The organism is Psychrobacter sp. 1U1 (genome assembly GCF_051847535.1).
Taxonomy (GTDB): domain Bacteria; phylum Pseudomonadota; class Gammaproteobacteria; order Pseudomonadales; family Moraxellaceae; genus Psychrobacter; species Psychrobacter saeujeotis.
Genome location: NZ_JBPYDD010000001.1, coordinates 403,669 through 428,693, shown reverse-complemented (window position 1 = coordinate 428,693; position 25,025 = coordinate 403,669). Strand labels below are relative to the sequence as shown.

At 42.3% G+C, this 25,025-nt stretch carries 21 protein-coding genes and 1 other RNA gene; 15 read left to right on the top strand and 7 right to left on the bottom strand.

Translation table 11 applies throughout. The annotated features are described in order from the left end of the window. Positions 1–196 precede the first annotated feature (196 nt). On the bottom strand, positions 197–1,777 hold the full coding sequence (gene glpK, locus ACS8FB_RS01740; protein ID WP_439260720.1) for a glycerol kinase GlpK: 1,581 nt from the start codon (positions 1,775–1,777) through the stop codon (positions 197–199). A 398-nt stretch (positions 1,778–2,175) separates the two neighbouring features. On the opposite strand from glpK, the gene ACS8FB_RS01735 reads away from it, so the two are divergent. The 5 genes from ACS8FB_RS01735 to ACS8FB_RS01715 all read left to right on the top strand — a co-directional run bounded on the left by ACS8FB_RS01735 (position 2,176) and on the right by ACS8FB_RS01715 (position 8,548). Continuing rightward, positions 2,176–3,795 (top strand): TolC family protein, encoded by a 1,620-nt coding sequence (locus tag ACS8FB_RS01735; RefSeq protein WP_439260719.1) that lies wholly within the window; start codon positions 2,176–2,178, stop codon positions 3,793–3,795. A gap of 104 nt (positions 3,796–3,899) precedes the next feature. Then, positions 3,900–4,766 carry a YihY/virulence factor BrkB family protein gene (locus ACS8FB_RS01730; protein ID WP_439260718.1) on the top strand — a complete coding sequence of 289 codons (867 nt, stop codon included), beginning with the start codon at positions 3,900–3,902 and terminating at the stop codon, positions 4,764–4,766. A gap of 60 nt (positions 4,767–4,826) precedes the next feature. Then, positions 4,827–6,008, top strand: a complete 1,182-nt coding sequence (locus tag ACS8FB_RS01725; protein WP_439260717.1) for an HlyD family secretion protein — start codon at positions 4,827–4,829, stop codon at positions 6,006–6,008. A gap of 3 nt (positions 6,009–6,011) precedes the next feature. Next, the gene (locus tag ACS8FB_RS01720) at positions 6,012–7,343 is read left to right on the top strand and encodes an ABC transporter permease (protein ID WP_439260716.1); all 1,332 of its coding nucleotides are present in this window, start codon (positions 6,012–6,014) and stop codon (positions 7,341–7,343) included. Further along, complete coding sequence (locus ACS8FB_RS01715; RefSeq protein ID WP_439260715.1) at positions 7,343–8,548, top strand: ABC transporter permease; 1,206 nt, start codon at positions 7,343–7,345, stop codon at positions 8,546–8,548. Before ACS8FB_RS01720 ends, ACS8FB_RS01715 begins: the two co-directional genes overlap by 1 nt. 116 nt (positions 8,549–8,664) lie before the next feature. Here ACS8FB_RS01715 and sthA read toward each other — a convergent pair whose 3' ends face one another. The 3 genes from sthA to ppsR all read right to left on the bottom strand — a co-directional run bounded on the left by sthA (position 8,665) and on the right by ppsR (position 11,816). Beyond that, positions 8,665–10,314, bottom strand: coding sequence for a Si-specific NAD(P)(+) transhydrogenase (gene sthA, locus ACS8FB_RS01710; protein ID WP_439260714.1), 1,650 nt, complete (start codon positions 10,312–10,314; stop codon positions 8,665–8,667). 106 nt (positions 10,315–10,420) lie between these two features. Continuing rightward, positions 10,421–10,825, bottom strand: a complete 405-nt coding sequence (locus ACS8FB_RS01705; protein WP_439260713.1) for a DUF4377 domain-containing protein — start codon at positions 10,823–10,825, stop codon at positions 10,421–10,423. A gap of 94 nt (positions 10,826–10,919) precedes the next feature. Continuing rightward, positions 10,920–11,816: a posphoenolpyruvate synthetase regulatory kinase/phosphorylase PpsR gene (gene ppsR, locus ACS8FB_RS01700; protein ID WP_420884168.1), complete on the bottom strand. Its 897-nt coding sequence runs from the start codon at positions 11,814–11,816 to the stop codon at positions 10,920–10,922. A gap of 561 nt (positions 11,817–12,377) precedes the next feature. Here ppsR and ppsA point away from each other — a divergent pair. From ppsA to ssrA, 7 genes are all read left to right on the top strand, one after another. Beyond that, positions 12,378–14,762 (top strand): phosphoenolpyruvate synthase, encoded by a 2,385-nt coding sequence (ppsA, locus tag ACS8FB_RS01695; protein WP_439260712.1) that lies wholly within the window; start codon positions 12,378–12,380, stop codon positions 14,760–14,762. A 126-nt stretch (positions 14,763–14,888) separates the two neighbouring features. After that, positions 14,889–15,869, top strand: coding sequence for an RDD family protein (locus ACS8FB_RS01690; RefSeq protein ID WP_439260711.1), 981 nt, complete (start codon positions 14,889–14,891; stop codon positions 15,867–15,869). 246 nt (positions 15,870–16,115) lie between these two features. Further along, positions 16,116–16,514 (top strand): 30S ribosomal protein S6, encoded by a 399-nt coding sequence (gene rpsF / locus ACS8FB_RS01685; RefSeq protein ID WP_439260710.1) that lies wholly within the window; start codon positions 16,116–16,118, stop codon positions 16,512–16,514. Positions 16,515–16,530: 16 nt separating this feature from the next. Continuing rightward, positions 16,531–16,758 (top strand): 30S ribosomal protein S18, encoded by a 228-nt coding sequence (rpsR, locus tag ACS8FB_RS01680; protein ID WP_058368567.1) that lies wholly within the window; start codon positions 16,531–16,533, stop codon positions 16,756–16,758. 25 nt (positions 16,759–16,783) lie between these two features. Next, positions 16,784–17,302 (top strand): 50S ribosomal protein L9, encoded by a 519-nt coding sequence (gene rplI / locus ACS8FB_RS01675; protein ID WP_439260709.1) that lies wholly within the window; start codon positions 16,784–16,786, stop codon positions 17,300–17,302. A 202-nt stretch (positions 17,303–17,504) separates the two neighbouring features. Further along, positions 17,505–18,794, top strand: coding sequence for a questin oxidase family protein (locus tag ACS8FB_RS01670; RefSeq protein ID WP_439260708.1), 1,290 nt, complete (start codon positions 17,505–17,507; stop codon positions 18,792–18,794). Positions 18,795–18,973: 179 nt separating this feature from the next. Then, positions 18,974–19,332: a transfer-messenger RNA gene (ssrA, locus tag ACS8FB_RS01665) on the top strand. A gap of 42 nt (positions 19,333–19,374) precedes the next feature. Here the strand turns inward: ssrA and ACS8FB_RS01660 are convergent. Together ACS8FB_RS01660 and ACS8FB_RS01655 are read right to left on the bottom strand one after the other, a co-directional pair. After that, positions 19,375–19,827 (bottom strand): hypothetical protein, encoded by a 453-nt coding sequence (locus ACS8FB_RS01660; protein WP_439260707.1) that lies wholly within the window; start codon positions 19,825–19,827, stop codon positions 19,375–19,377. Beyond that, positions 19,811–20,482 carry an alpha/beta hydrolase gene (locus tag ACS8FB_RS01655; RefSeq protein ID WP_439260706.1) on the bottom strand — a complete coding sequence of 224 codons (672 nt, stop codon included), beginning with the start codon at positions 20,480–20,482 and terminating at the stop codon, positions 19,811–19,813. Before ACS8FB_RS01655 ends, ACS8FB_RS01660 begins: the two co-directional genes overlap by 17 nt. 370 nt (positions 20,483–20,852) lie before the next feature. On the opposite strand from ACS8FB_RS01655, the gene ACS8FB_RS01650 reads away from it, so the two are divergent. The 3 genes from ACS8FB_RS01650 (at position 20,853) to ACS8FB_RS01640 (ending at position 23,716) form a co-directional block, all read left to right on the top strand. Continuing rightward, positions 20,853–21,662, top strand: coding sequence for a response regulator (locus tag ACS8FB_RS01650; RefSeq protein ID WP_439260705.1), 810 nt, complete (start codon positions 20,853–20,855; stop codon positions 21,660–21,662). A 54-nt stretch (positions 21,663–21,716) separates the two neighbouring features. Next, complete coding sequence (creC, locus tag ACS8FB_RS01645; protein WP_439260704.1) at positions 21,717–23,411, top strand: two-component system sensor histidine kinase CreC; 1,695 nt, start codon at positions 21,717–21,719, stop codon at positions 23,409–23,411. A gap of 119 nt (positions 23,412–23,530) precedes the next feature. Continuing rightward, on the top strand, positions 23,531–23,716 hold the full coding sequence (locus tag ACS8FB_RS01640; RefSeq protein ID WP_439260703.1) for a hypothetical protein: 186 nt from the start codon (positions 23,531–23,533) through the stop codon (positions 23,714–23,716). A 147-nt stretch (positions 23,717–23,863) separates the two neighbouring features. On the opposite strand, the gene aroC is transcribed toward ACS8FB_RS01640, so the two are convergent. Beyond that, on the bottom strand, positions 23,864–24,967 hold the full coding sequence (gene aroC, locus ACS8FB_RS01635) for a chorismate synthase (protein WP_439260702.1): 1,104 nt from the start codon (positions 24,965–24,967) through the stop codon (positions 23,864–23,866). Positions 24,968–25,025 lie beyond the last annotated feature (58 nt).

Genomic DNA, 25,025 nt, shown 5'->3' with positions numbered 1-25,025 from the left:
CAAACTTCTAATTGGCTACTATTCTTGGTTAACCACAATTAAAGTATAAAAATCATCAACACTTATCGATAGAACGTTTATGTAAAATATGTCGATGTCATGATGACCTTAGGTTACAGGATGTATAATTGTTAGTCAGCCATATAAACCTTATATTAAGAATGTTAAACAAAGGCATCTTATATTTGTATATCTCTCAAACTTCCATTAGCGCTTTAGCAATCACTTGTTGCCATTTATCAATGTGCTGCGCTCGTCTATCAGAAGGCATTTGAGGCTCAAAAATCTGGTCGACTTTCCACGACTCCTTAATTGTTTGATCGTCATATAAACCATTCTTTAGACCAGCCAATAATGCTGCTCCTTTAGCGGTAATTTCAGTGTCTTTAGGTCGTAAAACAGGGACATTGAGTAAATCTGCTTGAAACTGCATAAGTAAATCATTGTTTGCCGCACCACCATCGACTCTTAGCTCCGTTAATGAATGCGGACTGTCTTTTTGCATAGCAATCAGCACATCATAAGTTTGAAAGGCAATTGCTTCGAGTGCGGCACGAGCGATATGTGCTTTAGTAGTACCGCGGCTCATACCGCTAATGCTAGCATGTATATCCGAGCGCCAATAAGGGGTGCCAAGCCCAGTGAAGGCTGGAAGCAATACGACATCTTCGCTGCTGTCTACCTGCCGCGCTAAATCTTCAACATCGCAGCTTTGTTTGATCATGCCAAGATTATCACGTAGCCACTGGACGATAGCGCCTGCCATAAAGACGCTACCTTCTAGCGCGTAAGTAACTTCGCGACCAAAGAAAGAAGCGGGCGCTTGTATCATACGTTTACCAGACTGCACAATGTCACTGATAGATAGGTTATCTACACGATTAATAGGAGCTTTACGCTGCCAAGCTATCGTAGTCAGTAGTTGGTGCTCACTAAGTTTGGGTATCTGACCAATATTCATCAGCATAAAACACCCAGTACCGTAAGTATTTTTGGCCATGCCAGGCTTAAGACAACCTTGTCCGAATAACGCTGCTTGCTGATCTCCTAGCACGGCATGAATAGGAATTTGTTTGGCAAACAAGCCTTTTTTGGTCTTGCCAAACTCACCATCTGATGGCAGTACTTTCGGTAATATATTCATTGGAATATCAAAGCGCGCGCACAGATCTTCTGACCATGCCAGCTTATGAATATCATATAATAGTGTGCGTGAAGCATTGGTGATATCGATAACATGCTCGCCACCAGTCAGCTGATAAATTAGCCAGCTGTCGATGGTACCTACCGCTAACTGACCGCTGGCAGCGCGCGCTTTAATCTTGGGATTATGTTCAAGCAGCCAAGCAATCTTACTGGCACTAAAGTAGGCATCTAAGCGCAGGCCTGTAATCTGTTGAATGTGCATCGCTACATCATCAACACTATCTCTGGCCAAGTTTTTACAGTAGCTTGTCGTACGCCTATCTTGCCAAATAATCGCTGGCGCTAGCGGTGTACCTGTTTGTTTGTCCCAAACGACAATAGATTCACGCTGGTTGGTAATAGCAATACTAGTGACATCAGTTGCCAGTAACCCCGCTTGATTAATGACATCGTGCGCACAGCTAATTTGAGTTTGCCAGATTTGCCGCGCATCTTGCTCTACATAGCCAGCTTTTGGCGTGTGTAACGTAGTGGGCTGCTGGGCAATCTCGATAGGACGCGCACGATCATCATACAAAATCGCGCGGCTCGATGTTGTTCCTTGATCCAATGCCACTATATATCCTGCCATTTTTTACTCCTCAACTTTATCAAGCAATATCTTTGGCTCTACTTACCCGATGTTTTTAAGACCAACCGTATTAAAGCCAGTTATATAGTTGTCTGTTTTTATGATAGTCCCTAAAATAAAGCATACACCATCATTCTACAAAATTTATAGCGGTATAGTATTATAATGCCCCTATCTCTTGATGCATATTATATAAAACCTCAACACTGAATGAACGATAAGTAAGTAATAAGCATTGACCTGTTACAGTTGTATCTCTACAGTATACGCCTTGCTACCTGTATTAAAGCTTCTACTATAGGTGACAGTGGGTTCAATTGTTTTTTACTTAAGTATTCTGTATCGCAATACCTTATTATACGACGACCATTTGCTTCTTGATTGACGGTTTATATTTCATGAAATCTGCCATCTTATCTCTGCCATGTACGATTGCAACTATTATGCTAGTAGGAGTATCAACTCATAGCACAGCGAACGACCATACTGTAAGTACAGATGATGGCCAAAAACTTGTTTCAATGAATAAAACTCATCCTAAACCAGTTCACTCGGTTTTACTGCAGCCATCAAGTAGCCCTACTTTAGACACTCTCATTGACCCTATTACTCATAAAGAAGTCGCTAACAGCTATCCATTAGATGTATCTAGCTTTTTAAGTCTTGAGCAAGCACAAGAAATCTTATTACAAGTTTCACCCAAACTTGCTGCCAATCAAGCTGCCATTGTAGCCAATGAATATCAAACCGATGCTCTTAAAACAATAGACAATCCTTTTGTATTCGCGCAGTTATCGGCCAATGCCTACAATGTACAAGAAGATATTGACTTATCAACGCTCAAAAACGGTGTAAATAATGCTGGTGCTAATACTGGTGACGTTATTCCTCCGATGCCATCTGTACCAGATTTGCCAAACTTTGGTGAGATGATTGGTGATCGTATCCCTGACTCCTATGACTTTAAGCGCTCAGGCTCTACAGCAGGGGCAGGTCTTGGTTTTGCTTGGCCTGTTTATACTGCTGGACGCACTTCAGCACTCACTGGTGCATCAGATGCGCGCACTCAAGAGGCAGTGGCAGACAGCGTACTTGATAAAAATGCGCTTTATAACACGTTGATTGAGCGTTACTTTAAGGCGCAACTGGCGATTATTGCCGCTTACTTGCGTGAAGACGCTTATGACACGCTGCAACAGACCGATCATATGGCTAAGCGCTTATATGAAGAGGGTTTTATCTCACGTGTTGATAGATTGGAGGCGCAATCAGCATTAGCAGATGCAAGAAGTGAAGCAGTCAACGCAAATAATGACGCCCGCCTTGCTATGATTGCGTTGCAACGTCTGTTACGTACTGACTATCGTATCAAACCTACTACCCCCTTATTTGTCTCCAGCCGTCCTCTGCCAGATGTAAGCTACTTTCAAAACTTAGCACTCAACCATCATCCTGGCTTACAGAAAGTCGCTGCTAAACGCGCGCAGGCCCAACAACTACATGAGCTATCTGATACTGGTTATAAACCAACCGTTATGCTGTATGGCTATGGACAAGTTGAAAAAGATCCCAGCTGGATTGCGGGTATATCAGCCAGTTGGAAGCTATGGGGCGGGCTTGATAAAACAGCATCACTAGCATCCAGTAATGCCAAAATTCGCCAAGCTGATCTATCCGAAATTGAAGTCAGTGACAATCTACTACTACTGGTGGAAAAAAACTGGAACGATGTTAATAATGCCCAGTCGCGTTATCAAGCATTACAAAGCAATGTTGACTTAGCCACAGAGGTGCTACGTTTACGTCGTCTTGGATTGCAAGAAGGCGTGAATACCACTATCGAAGTGGTACAAGCGCAAACTCAGGCCCTTAAAGCTCGCACCGAACAAGCACAAGCAGCAAACGATTATGTACAAGGGCTAGCTGCCTTAATGCAAAGTAGTGGTACGCCATTCGCTTTTAACGCTTATCTGAATGTGGCTGATATTCGATTGCCAACTTTGTATACTAAACAGTGATTTATGACTAAAAGTAATAAGCTACGTTGATAGCCTTTTGGACTCATGACTGTAGATAATCTCATAACCATTCCATCACCAATCCTATTGTGAACCAATTTTTTATGAAAGAAATGACTTCTAAATCGACCAGTAGTTGGCTGCAGATTTTACTACAGACATGGCGTACCGCGAACAATTCTAATGTTTGGGCACATTGTGCAAACGTAGGATTTTTTGGTTTTTTATCGATTTTTCCAGTAATGGCTGTGTTTGTGCTAGTTTATGGACTCGCGTTTTCACCGACTGAGATTCAAGAGCAGATTTTAATTTTGCGTCCATTTATACCTGACACAGTATATGAAGTCCTCAACTCGCGTTTAAGCGAATTGGTCTCTAGCACCACATCTACATTAACTTTCAGTCTTATTGTATCGACTTTGCTCGCCCTCTATGTTGGCTCTAAAGGTATCAAGTCATTGATTATTCTTATCAATCTTGCCTTCCATATCACGCAAGAACGCAGCTTTATACAAGGTACGATTCGAGCCATCAGTTTGACCTTTGGAGCAGTGGTGATTTTAATTATAGCGATCTCTTCTATCGCTATAATTCCTTTAGGAGCGGCTTATTTTCCCTTCCCTCAAGTAGCCAAGACGATTGCGCTTTGGAGCAGATGGCCGATATTGGCAGGTATCATATTTTTAAGCTTTCTAAGTCTTTATCGTCTAGCGCCAAACCGTGATGCTGTAGCATTAAAGAAACTGGTACCAGGCGCAGTTCTTGCAACCGTTCTCTGGATTGTATTGTCTGTGCTGTTCTCGATTTATGTGCAAAACTTTAATAATTATAGTGCCGAGTTTGGAGCGTTGTCAGCAGCTGTGGTCATTATGCTGTGGCTTTATTATTCCGCATTTGTTGTCGCCTTTGGTGCTATTTTTAATTCTAAAGCCATAAGAAACGACAAACCTTGTACTATTCGAGTGTATTAGAGCACCCCTAGTAATAAACCCCTTTATCCTCAACTTAGTTGCTTTAGGAATATCACCATCATGACTAAACTTCCAAACGAATCAGACGACTCACGCAAGCCAACTGATTCTGATGAGTCGGCGCTGGCTGCTGAGCCTATAGAGGATATGTCAGATGCAAAACAAGAACAGGCTACGCCCAATTATCATCACAATAAGCCGAAAGCAAATGACTCGGCCATGATAAAAAAAGTGCTGCTTACTATAGTGTTGCTCATCATCATTGGCGTCATTGCTTATGGCTTGTACAAAAGTACTGGGCAGAGCAAGCCGCAAGTCATGACACTACAAGGACAGATGCAAATGCAGCAAACGTCCATCGCAGCGAAAGTACCCGGGCGTATCGCACAGATTCTGGTCACAGAAGGCAATAAGGTTGAAGTCGGTCAGCAACTGATTGAGATGGACTCACCTGAAATCAACGCAAAGATTGCTCAAGCTCGTGCCGGTAAAGATATGGCTCAAAGCCAATTAGATAAAGCAGAAAATGGCGCGCGCCCGCAAGAGATCGCGCAAGCAAAAGCCGCTTGGCAAGCCAATAAAGCGGCTTCTGATTTGGCACAAAACACCTACCAACGTGTCGATCGCCTTTATGAAGAAGGACTTATGGCAAGGCAGAAGCGTGATGAAGCCTATGCGCAGTATCTGGCTACGCAAGACCAAACTGAAGCGGCGCGTTTGCAGTATGATCTAGCATTAGAAGGCGCACGTAGCGAAGATAAGTCTGCTGCCACTGCACAAGTCGCGCAAGTCGATGCAAAGCTAGATGAAGCACTAGTGGCAAAACAAGAAGCCAACCTCAAAAGCCCGATTGCTGGTATTGTGGATGATGTCATCGTCAGCGCAGGTGAAGTCATTGGACAAGGTGTACCAATACTGACCTTAGTCAATACGGACGATCAATGGGTTGTGTTAAACGTCACCGAAAATTATTTAAACCAATTCGCCATTGGACAGCATTTTACGGGTACTATCCCAGCGCTATCGTCTACAGATAAGCCTTTTACTAAAGAGTTTACAGTTTATGCGACTTCAACACTGTCTGATTTCGCTACTTGGCGACCAACCAACAATAATGACGGCTTTGATGTACGCACTTTTGAAATCAAGGCCAGACCTTCAAACCCAAACAGCCGGATTCGCTCTGGTATGAGTGTTATTGTACAGATTGACTCGGCCGCTGTTATTCAGGCTCAAGAGTAAAGCATGCGTCTGTCAAAAGCATTCATACGTAGTGCTGCGTACGAGCGGCGGTTTTTAGCCAAAAACCCATGGGATTTGGCAATGGTAGTCTGGATACCATTAGCGACGGTATTGCTGGTTTGGTGGATATTTTCGCAAACCCAAATCAAAGATTTGCCTATTGGTGTGGTTGATCAAGATAACGGCCCTATTGCCAATACGCTGGTGCGCTATTTAGAAGCCAGTCCTGAGCTAAGCATCTATCAACAGTACCACTCGCCAGCCGATGTCGAAGCGGCTATATTGCAACTGGATGTTTATGCGGTCGTCGTCATACCTGAGAACTTTTCACGCAATATCTCATCTAGTAAACCAGCACCAGTCATTCTGCAAGTGAATGCTCAGTATGGTACGCATTCAGGCATCATTCAGACCAGTGTACAAGCAGTCGTCGGTACTTTATCAGCAGGCGTTGAGATACAGCGTATGGTCAAGCAAGGGATGGCACCTTCGCAGGCAGCAATCAACTACTCTCCTATCGCCATTCAGCGTACCAGTCTATTTAATACCATCAATAATTATCAGCAGTTTTTGGCATCGACGGTGATTCCTGCACTATTACATATTTTAGCAATGGTGATTGGCGCAACGACAATTGGCCGCGAGCTGCGCGATAAGCAGCTTGGACATTGGTCTCGCTTTATTGATACAGGTACGCCTGATTTACCTTATTTAAAGTCAACCAGCGATAGCAACCAATATAACGAACACAGTAAATCTGTGACAGATACTCAACACGAGCTAAGTAGTGTACCAAATATTAAACCTACTAAACCTATAGCTGACGTCAGAAAATCAAGCTTAGCTGTATTATTTGCAGGATTATTAGGTAAGTATTTTTGGCCCATACTGGCCTATAGCATCTGGTCTGCATTGGCATTATGGCTTGCCACACCGCAACAAGGTGTAGCCATAGAGTCCTTGATAGTCACTTATATCAGTCTAGTATTACTAATGATGTTGTCATTTTGGCTTGGTGCCGTGTTTACGCTCGGCTCGTTTTCATTACGTATGGGATTATCTGCGACGGGATTCATCTCCGTACCTTCCTATGCGTTCGCAGGCGTGACCTATCCTTATATCGCCATTACCGACAGCGCCAAATATTGGGCGGATGCACTACCATTGACGCATTATCTACAGCTGCACATTGCGCAGCTACAAATGCAAGCTCCGGTTGCGGTATCACTGCCCATTGTCTACGGCCTACTTTTAGCAACCATCATTGCGCTGATATTGATGGTTTTTTTGACCAAACGTGCCTTGTCGCATCCTGAGCGCTGGGGAGCCCGCTAATGTCAAAGCCATCTAAAACCAATGCTATAAAAACACCAATCTCCTTAAAGAAACCATCAGTGCCACAGTCATTTTGGACAAACTTTACCCAAACGTTTAAAGACGTGTTTACCGATAAAGGCGTGCTCTTAATGTTGGTTATAGCGCCTATTATTTATGGTTTTTTTTATCCATGGCCCTATTCATCTGAGGTAGTCAATCATGTGCCGGTCGGTATTATTGATTATGATAACAGCGACTTATCGCGTACCATTGTGCGTTATAGCAGTGCCAGTCCGCAACTAAACACCAAACGTTTTTTAAATGAGCAAGCAGCCAAAGAAGCCATTTGGACAGACCAGATTGCAGGCTACATGATTATCCCAAGCGGACTTGAGCAGCAAGTGTTATCAGACAAAGCCGCCAGCGTCAGCGTACTCGGTAATGGTGGTTACTTTTTATTAAATAAAAACGTGCAGATGGGATTCTTACAGGCGGTCAGTACAGTATCTGCAGGTATAGAAGTCAAAAAAAACGTCGCTCAAGGGGCTTATGCGCCTACTGCTGTACAAAATACTCAAGCCGTACCATTACAGATTATGCCTTTGTATAATCAAACTGAGGGTTATGGTGCTTATGTGGTACCAGCAGTGTCTATTATTATTTTACAACAGACTTTATTGATAGCCACGGCAATGCTGATTAGTACTTGGTACGAGCAGCGTCGTCATAGTACCAGTATTCGCGGCTGGCTCGGCCGGATTGCAGCCATGAGTATACTTAGCTTTACAGTTGGCTGCTTTTATTATGGCTGGACCTTTGAGCTGCATCATTATCCGCGCGGACAAAACATGCTTGGTAGTTTGCTATTTCTGATGATTTTTTGTCCGACAGTAGCGACGCTTGGTTGTGTGTTTGGCTTGTGGTTTCGCTTGCGTGAACGCAGTATGCAAATCTTGATTTTCAGCTCACTGCCGATGTTTTTTATGAGTGGTTATCCTTGGCCTGCTAATCAGTTGCCAGAAATACTACAAATTTTACGTTGGCTAATACCTACTACCCCTGCGATCAATACTTCAGTACAGCTCAATCAGATGGGCGCCAGCCTCTCGCAAGTCGCTATAGGGTTTTATGCCTTGTTTGGTTTATGGCTGTTTTACTTTATCTTGCTTCTATTTATGCGTAAGCGCACACAATCAAAACAATCTACTTTTAAATGCCCTTGACCCAAAAGTATTTAATGAAGCAATACTCATTTAGAAAAACAAAGTTAAAAACACTTTGCCAAAAAAAACACTTGTTACATCAATAACAAGCGCTTTTTTATGTCTTTTCTCAAAATCTAAAACACTCGGTTGAGTCCATTTAACGCCGCTACCCGATAAGCTTCTGCCATCGTTGGATAGTTAAACGTCGTATTGACGAAATACTCAAGGGTATTATTACACTTCATCACGGCCTGTCCGATATGGATGATCTCTGACGCATGATTGCCGTAACAATGGATACCCAAGATTTCAAGCGTTTCACGATGAAACAATATCTTTAATACACCAGAGCGCTCGCCGATAATCTGCGCACGCGCCAAATGTTTAAAAAACGCCTGGCCCACTTCATAAGGAACCTTTTCGTCTGTCAGCTCTTGCTCAGTTTTACCGATACTCGAGATTTCAGGAATGGTATAGATACCAGTCGGTACACTTGATACTGGTTCGGCATCTCTATCACCGACCATAAAGGCAGCAGCGCAGCGTCCTTGGTCATAAGCTGCAGAAGCAAGAGATGGCCAGCCTATAACGTCTCCAGCTGCATAAATGTTTTTAACCCCTGTACAGTAAGTATCATCTACTTTGAGCTGTCCACGGCTATTAGCCTCTAAACCTATAGCTTCTAAATTTAAGCCCTCAGTATTACCTGAGCGCCCATTTGACCATAAAATTGCATCAGACTTGATTTTTTTACCACTTTTGAGATGTAAAATCACACAATCGTCGTGAGTCTCAAGATGGTCGATCTCTTCATTACTACGAATAAGGACACCGAACTGTCTAAAGTCATGCGCGATGGCATCACTGATTTCACTATCAAGGTAGCTTAGTAGCTGATTTTGGTTATTGATTAAGTCAACTTTGTAGCCAAGACCGGTGAAGATGGAAGCATATTCACAGCCGATGACACCTGCACCATAAATGATGATTTTTTTGACCACATAATCCATTTGCAAAATTTTATCAGAATCAAAAACGCGCGGATGATCAAAATCTAAAATCTCAGGACGATAAGGTCTGCTGCCAACCGTGATAATCGCCTTATTAAAAGTAAAGGTCTCAAAGATATTTTCGTCAGTTTCAACACGCAAGGTATTGGCATCTACAAAACTTGCCCAGCCATGAATGACCTCAATACGGTTACGCTCATAAAAGCGCGTATGAGTACTCACTTGGCTACGTATCACGCGACGAGCATTGGCCAGCACCTTGTTTAGTGGCACTTGCTCATATTCAAGCGCTTTGGTAAACATAGGATCTCGGCGAAAATTGATCAAATTAAATACGGATTGACGCAGCGCTTTACTAGGAATCGTACCGACGTGAGTAGAGTTACCACCGACCTGATCGCGTGGATCAATGACCGCTACCTTTTTACCAGACTTAGCCAGCTTCATCGCTGCAGCCTCGCCAGCAGGACCTGCGCCTAGCACAACTGCATCGTATTCAAAATTATGCTGATCGCTTTTTATACGCTGCGAATCTTTAGTAAAGCCTGATTTGATATCGATACGCGTATCATCTAACGGATTGACTAAATCGGGATGATGCATAACATCTTCTGTGACTTGTTCGTGGGTTTGCTCGATTTGTTCTTGTTTATTCTTTTCTTTGGTCTGCTCAGGAGATGTAGCAGGTGCAGCACCGCTGTCTTTGTTTGATACTTCAGTCTTTTTATCACGACCAGTATCGTTAGTTGCATCATCTTTGCGTTTGCTTCCCATGATAACCTCTTTAATTATTTATTTACTGACTTGTCTGTCAATCTACTCATACTGTTATGAAGCCATCTATACGTGAATCAATACATTCATGCGTTAATAGCCAGTATTATGGCGTGCCCACCATACGTTGTGACAAAATATTTTGCAATGTCCAATGCCCATTTAGGCTCTGACGCCCCTCATCAACCTGCGGACGCGCACTAATCACATACTCTGTACCAAGACTTGGCGTAAAGTCATCAATCCAATCATAGGGGATTTGAAATACCGAACCATCTTTATTGGACTTGGCTAGCAGACACTGCATCGGTAATGCTGAGGCACAGGCCACGCGGTTTGGCATAACGGTTAACGTTTGCGCGTCACCTAAGACGATAGTAGGTATATAGCGCGGCTCGGGTACAGGCTTGCGCGCAAAAGGTGACGTTTGACAAGCACTAAGTAACGTGACACTGCATAGCAGGCCTAACAAAAACAAGGGCGATGTTTTAGGTTGATGGGATAGACTCATAACACTCTCTATGTGGTGATAAATGTATAGCGATACTTATATAAAATGTAGTATATAGTGATAATAATGGTCGACTATAAACACATGTATCAGATTAACCAATGCGACGTTTTAGGCCCGTCATTTGCAAAATGCGAGTGGCAATCTCTTCAACAGACATCTCGGAGACATCAAGGCTTTGAATACCTTGTGAAGTATAGATACCTTGTATAGCGCGCTGCTCTTGCTGACACTGCTGATAGCTAGAATAGCGACTACCTGCGCGGCGTTCTTGGCGGATTTTTACTAGACGATCCGTATCAATCAACAAACCAAACAGCTTGTCTTTATGCTCGCGCAATGCTTTTGGTAGCTGATTGTCGTATAGATCATCTTCAGTCAATGGGTAGTTAGCGGCGCGAATACCAAACTGTAAAGCCAAATACAGTGAGGTTGGCGTTTTACCTGAACGTGATACGCCAATTAATATGATATCTGCCATATTGTAATGACGCGTACGTGCTCCATCATCATTATCCAAAGCAAAATGTACCGCATCGATACGCTCTTTATAAGTCTCAGAGTCGACGTTATCGTGAGCATGACCAGAATGAGCATCTGGCTCTATACCAGTTTCTTCCGCGATACGGCCGATCAAACCTTCGTACATATCTAAATTACAGCTATGAGCAGAATTAATCTTTTCGCGAATTTCTGGACTGACAATAGTATCAAATACTAACGGCAATAATCCATCGCGTTGATAAGCGATGTTGATTTGCTCAACTGCGTTTTCAGCACGTTCGATACTATCGACATAGGGCAATACTCGAGTTTCGAATGGCACTGAGGCAAATTGACTCAATATAGAACGGCCCAACGTTTCGGCTGTAATGGCGGTACCATCAGAGATAAAGAACGCGCTTCTTATCGCCTGTGAATTGTCCAAACCTAAAGCATGACGGTTTTGAATAGTCGTTTTATCTTGCTCAGACAGACTGTTTGAATACATAACTTGAAAACCTTAGTGTAAACCTCAATAGTAAGCTTTAATCGACTCATGATATTTAGTGTGTCAATTTTTAAAACTGAATCGCTATGTGGCAAATATATGGTGAATGGTAATAACGTATATATAAATAGGCAACTTATTTAGTACACTGATAGTTGTGTCTCTAATGAATTTACTAGCTGCCATTAGGGTCTTATACGCTTGTTACTTTATGTCCTACATTATACTCATAATAGACACTTAATAGGAATCAAAGTTAGCACAACTATAAAATCTAAATGACAGACATTTAATACAATCCTTTATGTGGATTTGAGCACATTAAACGTTGCAGATGACAGAAATACATATCATTTACGAAAATATTTATCTCAAGTTGGCTGCTTTATATTCGGATAAGTGAGACAATAGTTCGATTATTTACTCACAAATTATTGCTAGACTCTATAATTTGTATCTTTTTCATAAGTTTTTCGGTCTAACCCCTCGAAATTGTCCAAATATAGCGGTATAATTCACCGTTATAATCTTTACTAAATAACCTTATTTTCTGGAGTTATCATGGCAGCGCAATCTACAGCACTTGTGATCAATCTTGATCAGTTAGGAAAAAACGACATTGATATGGTCGGTGGTAAGAATGCCTCGCTTGGCGAGATGATCAGTCATCTGTCCGATCTGGGCGTTAGCGTCCCAGGCGGTTTTGCTACAACTTCAAATGCTTTCAATCGTTTTCTGACTGAAACAGGTTTGCTTGATAAAATCAATAGTGAACTTAAAGCGCTCGATGTAGACGATGTAAATAAGCTAACTGCCACAGGTAAAAAAATCCGTAATTGGATTATCGAACAAGAATTGCCAGAAGATCTTGAAAAAGAGGTTCGCCAATCATTTGAAGAGATGAGCGATGGTAAAGACATTGCTGTGGCGGTACGTTCTTCTGCAACTGCTGAAGATTTGCCAGACGCGTCATTTGCCGGTCAGCAAGAGACTTTCTTGAACATTCGTGGTATTGATAACGTGCTACTCGCTATTAAAGAGGTATTTGCTTCTTTATACAACGACCGTGCTATCTCTTATCGTGTACACAAAGGTTTTGAGCACGAAGGCGTTGCCCTCTCTGCTGCTGTACAACGTATGGTACGCTCAGAAACAGGCGCAGCTGGCGTTATGTTTACGTTAGATACAGAAAGTGGTTTTGATAAAGTAGTGTTTATCACATCGAGCTATGGCTTGGGTGAGATGGTCGTTCAAGGTGCTGTTAACCCTGATGAGTTTTATTTATCAAAACGCCTACTCACGGATGGTAAACCTGCAATTATTCGCCGTAACCTTGGTAGCAAGCACAAGAAAATGATTTACGGTGATGAAGGTAGCACAACCAAATCTGTCAAAACAGTCGATGTCGAAAAGCAAGAACGTATGCAGTTCTCGTTATCTACTGAAGAGCTGACTGATCTTGCCAAACAAGCCATGACTATCGAAAAGCATTATGGTCAAGCGATGGATATTGAGTGGGCAAAAGATGGCGATACTAATGAGATATTTATCGTACAAGCTCGTCCTGAAACGGTAAAAAGTCGTCAAGACAGTACTGTTATGGAGCGCTATGTCATTGATACAGCTGGTGCTAAAGTATTGTGTGAAGGTCGCTCAATCGGTCAACGTATTGGCGCTGGTAAAGTACGTATCGTGAGCAATCTAAACGAGATGGACAAAGTCCAAGACGGTGATGTTTTAGTATCAGACATGACAGACCCAGATTGGGAACCAGTCATGAAGCGTGCTTCAGCTATCATTACTAACCGCGGTGGCCGTACTTGTCACGCTGCTATTATTGCGCGTGAGCTTGGTGTCCCAGCCATCGTTGGCTGTGGTAACGCTACTGAATTACTGGTCGACGGTCAAGACGTGACTGTCTCTTGTGCTGAAGGTGACACAGGCTTTATTTATGAGAGTCAAATTGATTTTGAAATCCAGACCAACTCTATTGAATCTATGCCAGAACTTGCATTTAAAGTCATGATGAACGTGGGTAACCCAGACCGTGCTTTCTCATTTACCCAAATGCCAAACGAAGGTATCGGCCTTGCACGTCTTGAATTTATCATCAACCGTATGATCGGCGTGCATCCAAAAGCACTGCTTAACATGAATAGCTTGCCACGTGAGATATCACAAGCGATCAATGAGCGTATTGCAGGCTATGCATCACCTGTTGATTTTTATGTCGATAAATTGGTCGAAGGTATCTCAACGCTCGCTGTTGCCTTCGTGGATCAACCCGTTATCGTTCGTATGTCAGATTTCAAATCAAACGAATATGCTAACTTGCTTGGTGGTAAATTATATGAGCCATCAGAAGAAAACCCAATGTTGGGCTTCCGCGGCGCCAGTCGTTACGTGTCTGACAACTTCCGTGACTGCTTTGAGCTTGAGTGTAAAGCACTAAAACGCGTACGTGATGAGATGGGTTTGACTAACGTCGAGATTATGATTCCTTTCGTACGTACCGTTGGTGAAGCAGCAGAAGTCATCGAGTTGCTTGAGAAAAATGGTTTAAAACGTGGCGAAAATGGTCTACGCGTTATTATGATGTGTGAGCTACCTACCAACGCCTTACTAGCAGAAGAATTCCTAGAGCACTTTGATGGTTTCTCAATCGGTTCAAACGACTTGACTCAGTTAACGCTTGGTCTTGATCGTGACTCAGGTATCGTCTCACATTTGTTTGATGAGCGTGATCCTGCAGTTAAGAAACTATTGTCTATGGCGATTGAAGCTTGCCGTAAAGCGGATAAATACATCGGTATCTGTGGTCAAGGTCCATCAGATCATCCAGACCTTGCGTTTTGGCTCATGGAGCAAGGTATCAGCTCTGTATCACTAAACCCTGATTCAGTCCTTGACACTTGGTTCTTTTTAGCGGGTGAAGAAGCACAATAAACTGCAGTATTCAGTCACCGCAGTAATTCACACAGTCATTAAAGTTACTTTGATTAGGGTCTATTTGATTTTTTCGAATAGACCCTAATATAATGATTTAAGATATGACTAATTATGTAGGCAACTATGCAGATTTTCCTTGCTCGAGACAACGTACAAGCAGGTCCATATACATTGGATCAGTTAAATATTATGCTGACATCTGGTGAAGTAGTATTGGATGATTTGGTATGGCATGAAGGTTTAGATAAATGGCAACGTATTGGTGACTTAACAGGTAACCAATATTCTTATCGTCCTGCTGATATCTCTTCTCCTTCTAACGACTCTATTGTCAACAATGTGACAGTCTTTCCAGAAGACAATGCTAGTAACCCCCAAAGTAGTAAATCGGTATCGCTAGATAGATTATATGGTAAGCCTGAACGCTCAAAAGATACCGCCAAAAACACAAAAGCGGATATGACAACCAACCGTCATCACACGCCTCATAGTAACGTGTCACTAAATAAGTCAACTGTCAATAAGACTGGGTCTCAAAAAGATAAAGTTATTGGTAATGTCGTCTTGGCACCTATCATGTCACGAGTATTAGCCACTGCGCTTAATGGCCTATTGTATGTATTAGCGATTTTTCCGCTGGTACTGGCATTAACCAAAATGGACATAGACTATTCAAAGTTTCAAGATATTCAAAACATGGACGCTGCATACCAGTACTCAATGACACTCATGGAGAGCTTACCTAGCTCTACTTTAATGATGTCACAAGTGATGGTGTTTGGACTGTTTGCGCTACAACTGGTATTTATTACATTACGTGGACAGTCGCTTGGTAAGCTTATCACTGGCATTCGTGTTGTCGATCAAACCACACATCGTATACCCTCTTTTCTTAAGCTTATCGGTATGCGAACCTTGCTACTCTTTATTATCTACAACCTATTATTTTCATTTACAAGTTTCTTAGGATTTGTCGTCATTGCTGTTCACTACTTTATAGCATCTAAAAGCCCTGAAAATATAGGGTGGCATGATAAGATTGCTAAAACTTTGGTAGTTAAAGCTGATAGTAGCCAATTGGCTAAGCAACCTGTAGTAAAATAAATATATTTAGCCACTTAAAACTATATAGACTCACTAAAAGCAGCGCTTAGTCGTTGCTTTTTTATTTATCGGCAGACAACAGTATTAACCTTTGTGTTAAGACTCGACTACTGCTATAATACGGCGCTTTATATCCTAAGCTTATTTTCAACTTTTCTTTAATGATTTGTTTGAGAGGCAGCTTACCTTATAAATCTCCTTGCTATTAACATAGGGTTAATAGCTACTAATCCGTAAGGAGTCCAAATGAGACATTACGAGCTGGTGTTAATCGTACACCCAGACCAAAGCGACCAAGTGGTCGGCATGGTTGAACGCTATATTAAGTTGGTTCAAGACAACGGTGGTGTTATTCATCGTTTAGAAGATTGGGGCCGTCGTCAACTGGCTTACCCAATCAACAAGATTCACAAAGCTCATTACGTTCTTTTCAATATCGAAACTGACGGTGAGACTTTGGCTGAGCTTGAAGAGTTATTCCGTTATAACGACGCGATCATTCGTAGTCTAGTTATGCGCCGTGACGATGCTATCACTGAAGAGTCACAGTTAGCTAAAAATGCCGATGAAAAACGTGCACGTAAAGCAACTACTCGTCGTCCAGACAGTCGTGAAAACGACGACAACGACAACAGTGAAGACTAATTAAAGGAGAATACTTATGGCACGTTTCTATCGCCGTCGCAAATTCTGCCGTTTCACTGCTGAAGGCATCACTCACATTGACTATAAAGATGTTGAGTTGCTAAAACAGTATATCAGTGACAATGGCAAGATTGTACCTAGCCGTATTACCGGTACATCTACTAAATATCAGCGTCAACTAGCCACTGCTATCAAGCAGGCTCGCTATTTATCGCTACTTCCGTATACTGACAACCATCAGTAATTTAACCGTTAACTAGGAATGACTCATGCAAATTATTTTGTTACAGCGTATCGTCAACCTTGGTAAACTCGGTGAAACTGTCGATGTAAAACCAGGTTACGGACGTAACTTTCTTATCCCTCAGGGCAAAGCACTACCTGCTACTAAAGCTAACATTGAAAAGTTCGAAGCACGTCGTGCTGAGCTTGAAGCTGAAGAAGCAAAAGAGATCGCTGTTGCTCAAGAGCGTGCTGATGCACTAACTGACGTTAATGTGATCATGCGTGCAAAATCTGGTGACGAAGGCAAGCTATTCGGCTCTATCGGTACTCGCGATATCGCCGAAGCATTGACTAACTCAGGTCTAGAAGTTGACCGTGCTGAAATCAAGCTGCCTGAAGGCACTCTGCGTCAAGTTGGCGAATATAATGTTGATATTCAGCTACATCATGACGTTACTGCTAGCATTTTAGTAACCATTCTTTCTGAAGATGGTGATGAAGAAAACATTGCAGTAGAAGATGATGAGACACAAGACGAGAGCGAAGATTACTCTGAAGAGTAAGTTTTAGAATATCTCGTTTAGATCAAAAAGAGCCAGTGACTTTAAGTTGCTGGCTCTTTTTTTGTTTAGGAGACGCGGGTTCAACTCCCGCCATCTCCATCATAACGAACAATCTTTAGCAGTTTGGTTCTTATCGTAGTATGGTATAACTTATATCTTATAAATCATTACTCTAAATAGATCTAAGCACTGAGACGTTCATATGACATATTATTCAAAGCCAAATTATTCAAAGCACTTACACGATTGGCTTAAACGTGGCCGCAATTGGCATATCGAATATGACGACTATCTGTCCAATCATATTACCCATAATTGGATTGCGCTTGATGCTGCAGGTGTCAGTCAAAATAAAATGCAATGGTGGCAAGACGTATATATTAACAATGTCATAGATAAAGGTGCTACAAGTACGGCAAAAGGGTCTGAAATGCTTGTGCCGCCGCGCCAAAATGCGCTTGACTACACAGCGATAACGGATGTCAATTGGCTATACAATATACAGTCTACACGTATCGCATTTGAAGCCTATCGTGACTTTTTTGATAAGAAAATAGCAAAGCTTGGGTTAAATACTTGCTTAAAACGCTACTACCCTGCGTTATCAGAGGGTATGGCAGGAGCGGCAATGCATCCAGTAATACATACAGGTTGGGCGGTCGATGTTGAGTCCGATAATATGGCAGCGGAAGGACTGGCCTATATGGCAACTGCCTTCCAGCCCTTAGCGACGGGCGCACATCATAGCTTGTATCAGTTATGGTCACCTGATGCGCCGCACCCTATTGACATGCTTGAGCAAATTTTAGCTGACGATAGCCTATCTCAATTAACCAAAAGAGCTGTTCAGCTGAGTCAAACTGAAGATTATAAGCAATTGAATAGAGGCGGCTTCCAGCAGCGTTTAATTACCTTCGATAACCCTAATGAGCCAATGGCACAGTTTCTTAATGATAAGGTTGTACTAAAGCTACCTGAGACTGGCAATAATTTGACTAACTCTATCGAAGCGCTAACCGTGATGGCAGCAAGCATAGTGTACGGTAGTGATAATGAATTTTTTATCATTCATGGATTAACCAGTTTGCACAGCGTTTTATGCGTACTACCCCATCTCAACGAGTTAGCACAGCGCGATGCATTGGGTTATTGGTTTCGCGCCTTGGTGGCAACGTTCATCATTCAAGACCGTCCTAACCATAAAAACACGCTAGCTATTATTAAAAGGTGGCAAGCAGATAAAAATACATCTAACAACCATCAACTAAGTGATGATGACAAAGCTTGGTGGCTACAGACCTTGCAAGCGACTACCGATAGTCTCGATGAGCATGTACCTAAGACCGTTTATGTGCTAAAGCGCTGGGCTGAATGGCAGGCTTTTTCAAAGGCATCGCATGATATATTCGCTAAAACCGCGCTTAATATTGCCACGCCTCATAAAAATGGTAAGTTGCATGAGAATTTATGGTTTAGCAATTCATCTTCTTGAATTAATAGGAAAGTAGACAACCTCTCTTTATTTATCGTAAAAACGCCCCATATAATAGGTCTATGAACGAACAATAGTGTTCATCAGGCTAGTATAATATAGTATGTTATTAAGTGTAATGTCCGTATATAAGACCATTGCCAAAACCACCATTATATATTATAATACGTCGTTCTATTGGGGATGTTCTGGCTTCGACGCTGGTGATGAAACTCAATGATGCATGTCGAGAGTGTATGTCCTCTCGTAAATCAAACATATATTGTTATAGTCGCAAACGACGAAACTTACGCTCTAGCAGCTTAAACCCTGCTTACTGCGCTGCCGATTACCTATAGTTGACCAGCCCAGTTGAAGCGTCCGTATATAGGTTCGCCACAAGGGATTGTCTCAATCGCTTGGGTTCAAAAGTAGAGAATCGTCCAATCCATCCTGCCTGTCGGATCGGTGCGGACTAAAATCAAAGACAGAATCTAAACATGTAGAGTCATGAGCGTAATGCTGGCGGACGCGGGTTCAACTCCCGCCATCTCCACCAAATATATTAAATTAAGTCAATCATTTAGGTGGTTGGCTTTTTTTATGACACAATTTTGATAGGTTTTGATCTTAGAGGTTGATTATCTACTGCCCATCGATAGAGCTTTTTAAGACCATAACTTGCTGGATCGACCAGCTCTAACATATCAGCGCATGCTTCAGAATAGAACAATCGGTACTCAGGATTATAAAACCCTGGAATTATAGTTCTAATCAAAGCCAAATAGTCGTATTTAAGGCTTTTACGTTTGTTGAACCAACGTATGGCATAGTCAATATCACACATAACTGGAATCAACACCCAGTGGCTAGGCTCCATATAAATCGTCTTACGTCGCAGTCTACCATCGCGATGACTTGAGCTAATACAATCGTAACGTTGCTCGCCCAATTCATTAATCACAAGCTCACAATGACTATAGGGAGAACCAGTCAAATTACCTGACTGGCTTTGATATTTTGTTGCTTTTTGGCCTTTAAGCCAAGACTTCATTTAGCCATTTACCAATATTTTGTATTTGCGGCATACAGACCTGATGCGCCATTGGATAAGTATTATATTCAACGTCATATCCCTTGTCTGATAACAATTGCTGTGCTTGCTGACCCAAAATTACAGGAACGACTGGATCGTGAGTACCGTGTTCGATCAATATCGGTATCTCTTTATTAGCAGTGCTATAGTCAATGTGATCATCGGTTGCCAAATACGTAGATAAGGTCATCAATCCCGCCAGCCGCTCAGGATAGCCAAGCGCGACATGATAAGCCACTGCCCCGCCCTGCGAAAATCCTGCGATAACGATATGTTCAGGTTTGACGCCGCGTTCAATCTCACGACAAATCAAGTCATGGATTTGCTGAGAAGATGTCTCTATCTGAGCCAGATCGACTTTGCGCTCAAGGCTCATCTCTAAAATATCATACCATGCTGGCATCACCATACCACCGTTTACTGTCACTGGACGCTTGGGAGCATGCGGAAAGATAAAGCGTACAGCCATGTCATTCGCTAAGCCTAACTGCGGTACCACTGGCTCAAAGTCATTGCCGCTAGCGCCCAATCCATGCAGCCAAATCACTGCTTTGTCTATATTCTTTTGTGATGGGTTATGTTCAACAATGACCGCATCTAAATAATTACTCATATTTTCTGTATTCCTTTTATAGAAAACCACATATTTAAAAAACTCATACTTCCAATAGTAGAGGTATTTGCCATGCCTCTAGTTTCTTCTTTATTATCATAATGCCCGTTATTTTACAGCCTTTAGCCGAAACTGCTAATCAAAAACTCATAGATTAACCAATCCAATTTCCATCAATTTTTCACATCGTTTGATAGGAGATGGCAAAATATAACCATGCTTTTATGCTACGATAATTTAATAATTTTGACGTGGCGTGCTAGCTACTTTATGACGCCCTATTATTATTTTTCAATGTTCATATATATATGAGCGTTATTTACACCAATTCACCATAAATTACTTTTTCTCATATAACGATATAAAGCCTATGACCCATATTTTATTGGTAGAAGATGACCCTGCTATTGCTATGTCTCTCAAAGTGACTTGTAAGCGTGAAAACTGGAAAATCACTTGGCTAGACAATGCCAGTAGCGTGTTGCCCATGCTATATAGTAATGAGGCGCAAGACTTATCAGCTATTATTTTGGATGTTGGGTTGCCGGACGGTGATGGTTTGAGTTTATGCCAACAAATACGCCATACGCCTGATATCGGTACGTTAAGAGATGTGCCTGTGGTGTTTTTGACCGCACGTAGTGATGAAGTCGATCGTATTTTGGGTTTAGAGATGGGCGGTGATGATTATTGCGCCAAGCCTTTTAGTCCGCGAGAATTAGTCGCCCGTCTAAAAGCCATCTGGCGACGTGAGCAGTTACTATACGAGCAAACTGCTGCTCATACAACAGCAACAGATAATGCGACTGACGACACTTCACTTAGCCCCTCAACTAGTACAGTCTCTTCTCATAACATGTCAGGGCAAGCATTAACGTTTAAATGCCAGTCTGGTATCTGGCATTACCAACCACTCAATTACTCTTTAAAGTGGCAACAGCAAAAACTTGAGCTTAGCAATACTGAACGCAAAATTTTATTAACCTTATTACAAGCACCCAATCAAGTCTTTAGCCGTGAACAGCTGTTAAATGCGGTGAGCGATTATCCAGATCATCGTCTAGCGCGGACGATAGACAGCCATGTCAAGTCGATTCGCAAGCAGCTGGCAACCATCGACCCAAGCATTGATGTCATCCATACGCATCGCGGACTGGGTTATGCATTGTGCCCTGCTTAGCTATATCTTACTTAATAATGGCATTTCACAACTTTAAATAGCGCTTCCAACTATATGAACCCTAAAGCTAAAGAAGACGTTAATAGCCATACCAATAAAAGCGTCCATACTGATCAAAGTAATTGGTATGCAAAACTGCATCCTATTGGCGTTGATCAACAAACGACTGAACCTAAACGATTACTGAATTTGAGTATTTTTTTCAGGATTTGGCTAGCGGTTGCTTTAGTACTTATCTTTTGCGGTGTGGTAGTGTTTACTCAGCTATTTGGTTATGTCAAACCGACAGCGCAGCAAGTCATCGAAGATACTTTATTAGATACCAGTAAATTGCTCGCAGCAAGCTTACAAGTGCCATTAACGTCAGGGCAACTATACGATGATGCCTATCATGCCAAACTTGATGCTGCTTTTATCGACGTACCAGCCATTGATAAACCTATAAAACCAGCGGATAAAAATAAAAGTGGTAGCAGCTTTCGCATCTATGTGACAGATGGTGATGGTAAGGTTATTTATGACTCATTGCCAACATCTAAAAATGCTGAAGGTGAAGATTATAGCCGCTGGAATGATATTTATCTCACCTTGAAAGGACTATACGGGGTTAGAAGTACTCCAGATATTAATAGCACGCGTGGTAGCTCAATTATGTATGTGGCACAGCCTATCAAAGATGAGATAGGCAATATTATCGGGGCGGTGAGTGTTGGTAAGCCTGTCGATAGCGTGCTGCCTTATCTGGACAATACACGCAATCGCATGCTTCTCACGGTCTTGCTCATTAGTATCGTCGCCCTTATTTTAGCAGGACTGGTGGCATGGTGGCTGAAGCAGAGTATTACCTTAGTTACTCAATACACTGGGGCTTTAGCAGAGGATACTAAAAAGCCTTATTTTTATTTAGGTCATGAGCTCAACAGCCTAACAGACACGATTGAGACCATGAAGCATCGCTTAGAAAATAGAGCGTATGTCACTGACTATGTCCATACCCTAACTCATGAGCTCAAAAGCCCTTTGACAGCAATTCGTGCCAGTAGCGAACTGTTAGAGGATGACGAACTAGATACTGAGGATCGGCAGATGCTCGTTCAAGCCGTTGGGGAACAGAGCATCAAAATGCAGCAGCTGATCGATCGTCTGCTCCTGCTTGCCAAAACTGAGCAACCGACCTTTAAGCTGAATCGACAACTGACTCCTTTATTACCATTGCTACAGAGCTTAGCAAAAGACAATGCGGCAAAGTTACAACAGCAGCAGCTCTCGCCTATTAGCATTTATATTGATGATAAAGATATGTCAAAAGCCACTGCTTTATCAGCAGATATATTGGCAACTACCAGTATTTTCGCTGATCAGTTTTGGTTGGTGCAGGTACTACAAAACGTGTTAGACAATGCCATTCATTTTGCTGACAGCATTGTCAGTATTCATATTCACAACACAACGCAAACTGTAATCATCGATATCTTCAATGACGGAAAATTATTACCTGATTATGCGATTAATAAAGCTTTTGACCGTTATTTTAGCCTATCACATCAAAGTCAAAATGAGCATACCTCTATGTCTAGCGGCGCTCTAAAAAAAGGCACTGGTCTTGGTCTAACCTTGGTCAAACAGGTGATTGAGCATCATGGAGGCCATGTGAGCATTCGTAATATTGATGGTAGCGCTAATGATACTAATATAAGACAAAGTTCTGGCGTGATGGTAAGCATTACCCTACCCTTAGCTAAAGATTAAAAAGGACGAGTATTTATTACAGTTCATCAACTTTCCATCATTCCTACACATGCTTTCTATCTTCTTGTTTTACGATAGCGCTATTCAAATGCGTAAATAAAACTTAAGAGAGAAATTATATGCAACATATTGTTATTAACAGCTTGTTAGGTCAGAACCGCCATCATTGCATACAGACTTTATCAAACCAAGGTATCGACAGTATCGAATTCGGTCATTGGTTAGCCATTCCCAGTCAACGGTTGTTATTGGTTTTTCGTCATCAGCAATGTGTGACTATTAATGACTATCAATTGGCAGTTTAAGACCTCTATTAACCTACCAACTAGAGCATATCATGAACTGATTAACTACTCTTTGAGAGTCCACAAAAAAGCCCTGTATCATATCTAATAATATTTCATTAAACATGATACAGAGCAGATAGTTTTGCAGTGTACGTTGAGACGACGTTATGTAATCGACTCTACCGGTGGCTCAACATCCCCATTTTGACCACGATGACGCAGATAATGATCGAGCAATACAATCGCTAGCATGGCTTCTGCAATGGGCGTGGCACGTACCCCCACACAAGGGTCATGACGACCTTTAGTTAGCATATCAATTGCTTCACCATCTGTATTTATGCTCTTACCAGGGGTAGTAATGCTAGAAGTCGGTTTAAGCGCGATACTGACGCTAACATTCTGACCTGACGAGATACCACCTAGGATACCGCCAGCATGATTGGCAGTAAACCCATCTGGAGTCAGCTCATCGCGTGAACGATGACCAAACTGCCCAGCAACAGCCATACCATCGCCAATCTCTACCCCTTTGACGGCATTGATGCTCATCATCGCATGGGCAATATCAGCGTCTAAACGATCAAAGACAGGCTCTCCAAGTCCGACTGGTACGCCACTGGCAATAACTTCTAACTTCGCCCCGCAGCTAGTACCTTCTCGGCGTAGGCTATCTATTAATGTCTCAAAGCGACCAACCGCCTCTTTGTCAGCAGTGAAGAACGGATTACTATTCACAAAATCCCAATCGATCTGGCTTGGGTCTGTGACGTTACTATATTCATTACCAATTTGGGTGACATGACCACGGATTTGCACACCCAAGCGCTCTTGGAGATACTTCTTAGCGATAGCACCAGCCGCGACTCGCATCGCTGTCTCACGGGCTGATGAGCGACCGCCGCCGCGATAGTCGCGAAAGCCATACTTCATACTATAAGTATAATCAGCATGACCAGGACGAAAAGTATCTTTAATCTCACTATAGTCTTTTGATTTTTGATTGGTATTACGAATAAGCAGACCGATGGACGTACCCGTGGTTTTACCTTCAAACACACCGGAGATAATCTCAACTTCATCAGACTCACGGCGCTGGGTTGAATACTTAGAGGTGCCTGGTTTGCGGCGGTCTAAATCTACCTGTAAATCTTCTGCAGATAATACTAAACCTGGAGGTACGCCATCAACGATAGCCAACAAACCTGCACCATGTGACTCACCGCAAGTGGTGACGGTGAAAACCTGACCAATACTATTACCTGCCATAACTATCCCTAAACCAATAAAAATCTGTTTATATGTATTTACTAGTGGATCAAAAGCG

Excerpts from the sequence above, each read along its gene's own strand:
- glpK (WP_439260720.1), bottom strand. The coding sequence starts at position 1,777 with ATGGCAGGATATATAGTGGCATTGGATCAAGGAACAACATCGAGCCGC.
- ACS8FB_RS01735 (WP_439260719.1), top strand. The coding sequence starts at position 2,176 with ATGAAATCTGCCATCTTATCTCTGCCATGTACGATTGCAACTATTATG.
- ACS8FB_RS01730 (WP_439260718.1), top strand. The coding sequence starts at position 3,900 with ATGAAAGAAATGACTTCTAAATCGACCAGTAGTTGGCTGCAGATTTTA.
- ACS8FB_RS01725 (WP_439260717.1), top strand. The coding sequence starts at position 4,827 with ATGACTAAACTTCCAAACGAATCAGACGACTCACGCAAGCCAACTGAT.
- ACS8FB_RS01720 (WP_439260716.1), top strand. The coding sequence starts at position 6,012 with ATGCGTCTGTCAAAAGCATTCATACGTAGTGCTGCGTACGAGCGGCGG.
- ACS8FB_RS01715 (WP_439260715.1), top strand. The coding sequence starts at position 7,343 with ATGTCAAAGCCATCTAAAACCAATGCTATAAAAACACCAATCTCCTTA.
- sthA (WP_439260714.1), bottom strand. The coding sequence starts at position 10,314 with ATGGGAAGCAAACGCAAAGATGATGCAACTAACGATACTGGTCGTGAT.
- ACS8FB_RS01705 (WP_439260713.1), bottom strand. The coding sequence starts at position 10,825 with ATGAGTCTATCCCATCAACCTAAAACATCGCCCTTGTTTTTGTTAGGC.
- ppsR (WP_420884168.1), bottom strand. The coding sequence starts at position 11,816 with ATGTATTCAAACAGTCTGTCTGAGCAAGATAAAACGACTATTCAAAAC.
- ppsA (WP_439260712.1), top strand. The coding sequence starts at position 12,378 with ATGGCAGCGCAATCTACAGCACTTGTGATCAATCTTGATCAGTTAGGA.
- ACS8FB_RS01690 (WP_439260711.1), top strand. The coding sequence starts at position 14,889 with ATGCAGATTTTCCTTGCTCGAGACAACGTACAAGCAGGTCCATATACA.
- rpsF (WP_439260710.1), top strand. The coding sequence starts at position 16,116 with ATGAGACATTACGAGCTGGTGTTAATCGTACACCCAGACCAAAGCGAC.
- rpsR (WP_058368567.1), top strand. The coding sequence starts at position 16,531 with ATGGCACGTTTCTATCGCCGTCGCAAATTCTGCCGTTTCACTGCTGAA.
- rplI (WP_439260709.1), top strand. The coding sequence starts at position 16,784 with ATGCAAATTATTTTGTTACAGCGTATCGTCAACCTTGGTAAACTCGGT.
- ACS8FB_RS01670 (WP_439260708.1), top strand. The coding sequence starts at position 17,505 with ATGACATATTATTCAAAGCCAAATTATTCAAAGCACTTACACGATTGG.
- ACS8FB_RS01660 (WP_439260707.1), bottom strand. The coding sequence starts at position 19,827 with ATGAAGTCTTGGCTTAAAGGCCAAAAAGCAACAAAATATCAAAGCCAG.
- ACS8FB_RS01655 (WP_439260706.1), bottom strand. The coding sequence starts at position 20,482 with ATGAGTAATTATTTAGATGCGGTCATTGTTGAACATAACCCATCACAA.
- ACS8FB_RS01650 (WP_439260705.1), top strand. The coding sequence starts at position 20,853 with ATGACCCATATTTTATTGGTAGAAGATGACCCTGCTATTGCTATGTCT.
- creC (WP_439260704.1), top strand. The coding sequence starts at position 21,717 with ATGAACCCTAAAGCTAAAGAAGACGTTAATAGCCATACCAATAAAAGC.
- ACS8FB_RS01640 (WP_439260703.1), top strand. The coding sequence starts at position 23,531 with ATGCAACATATTGTTATTAACAGCTTGTTAGGTCAGAACCGCCATCAT.
- aroC (WP_439260702.1), bottom strand. The coding sequence starts at position 24,967 with ATGGCAGGTAATAGTATTGGTCAGGTTTTCACCGTCACCACTTGCGGT.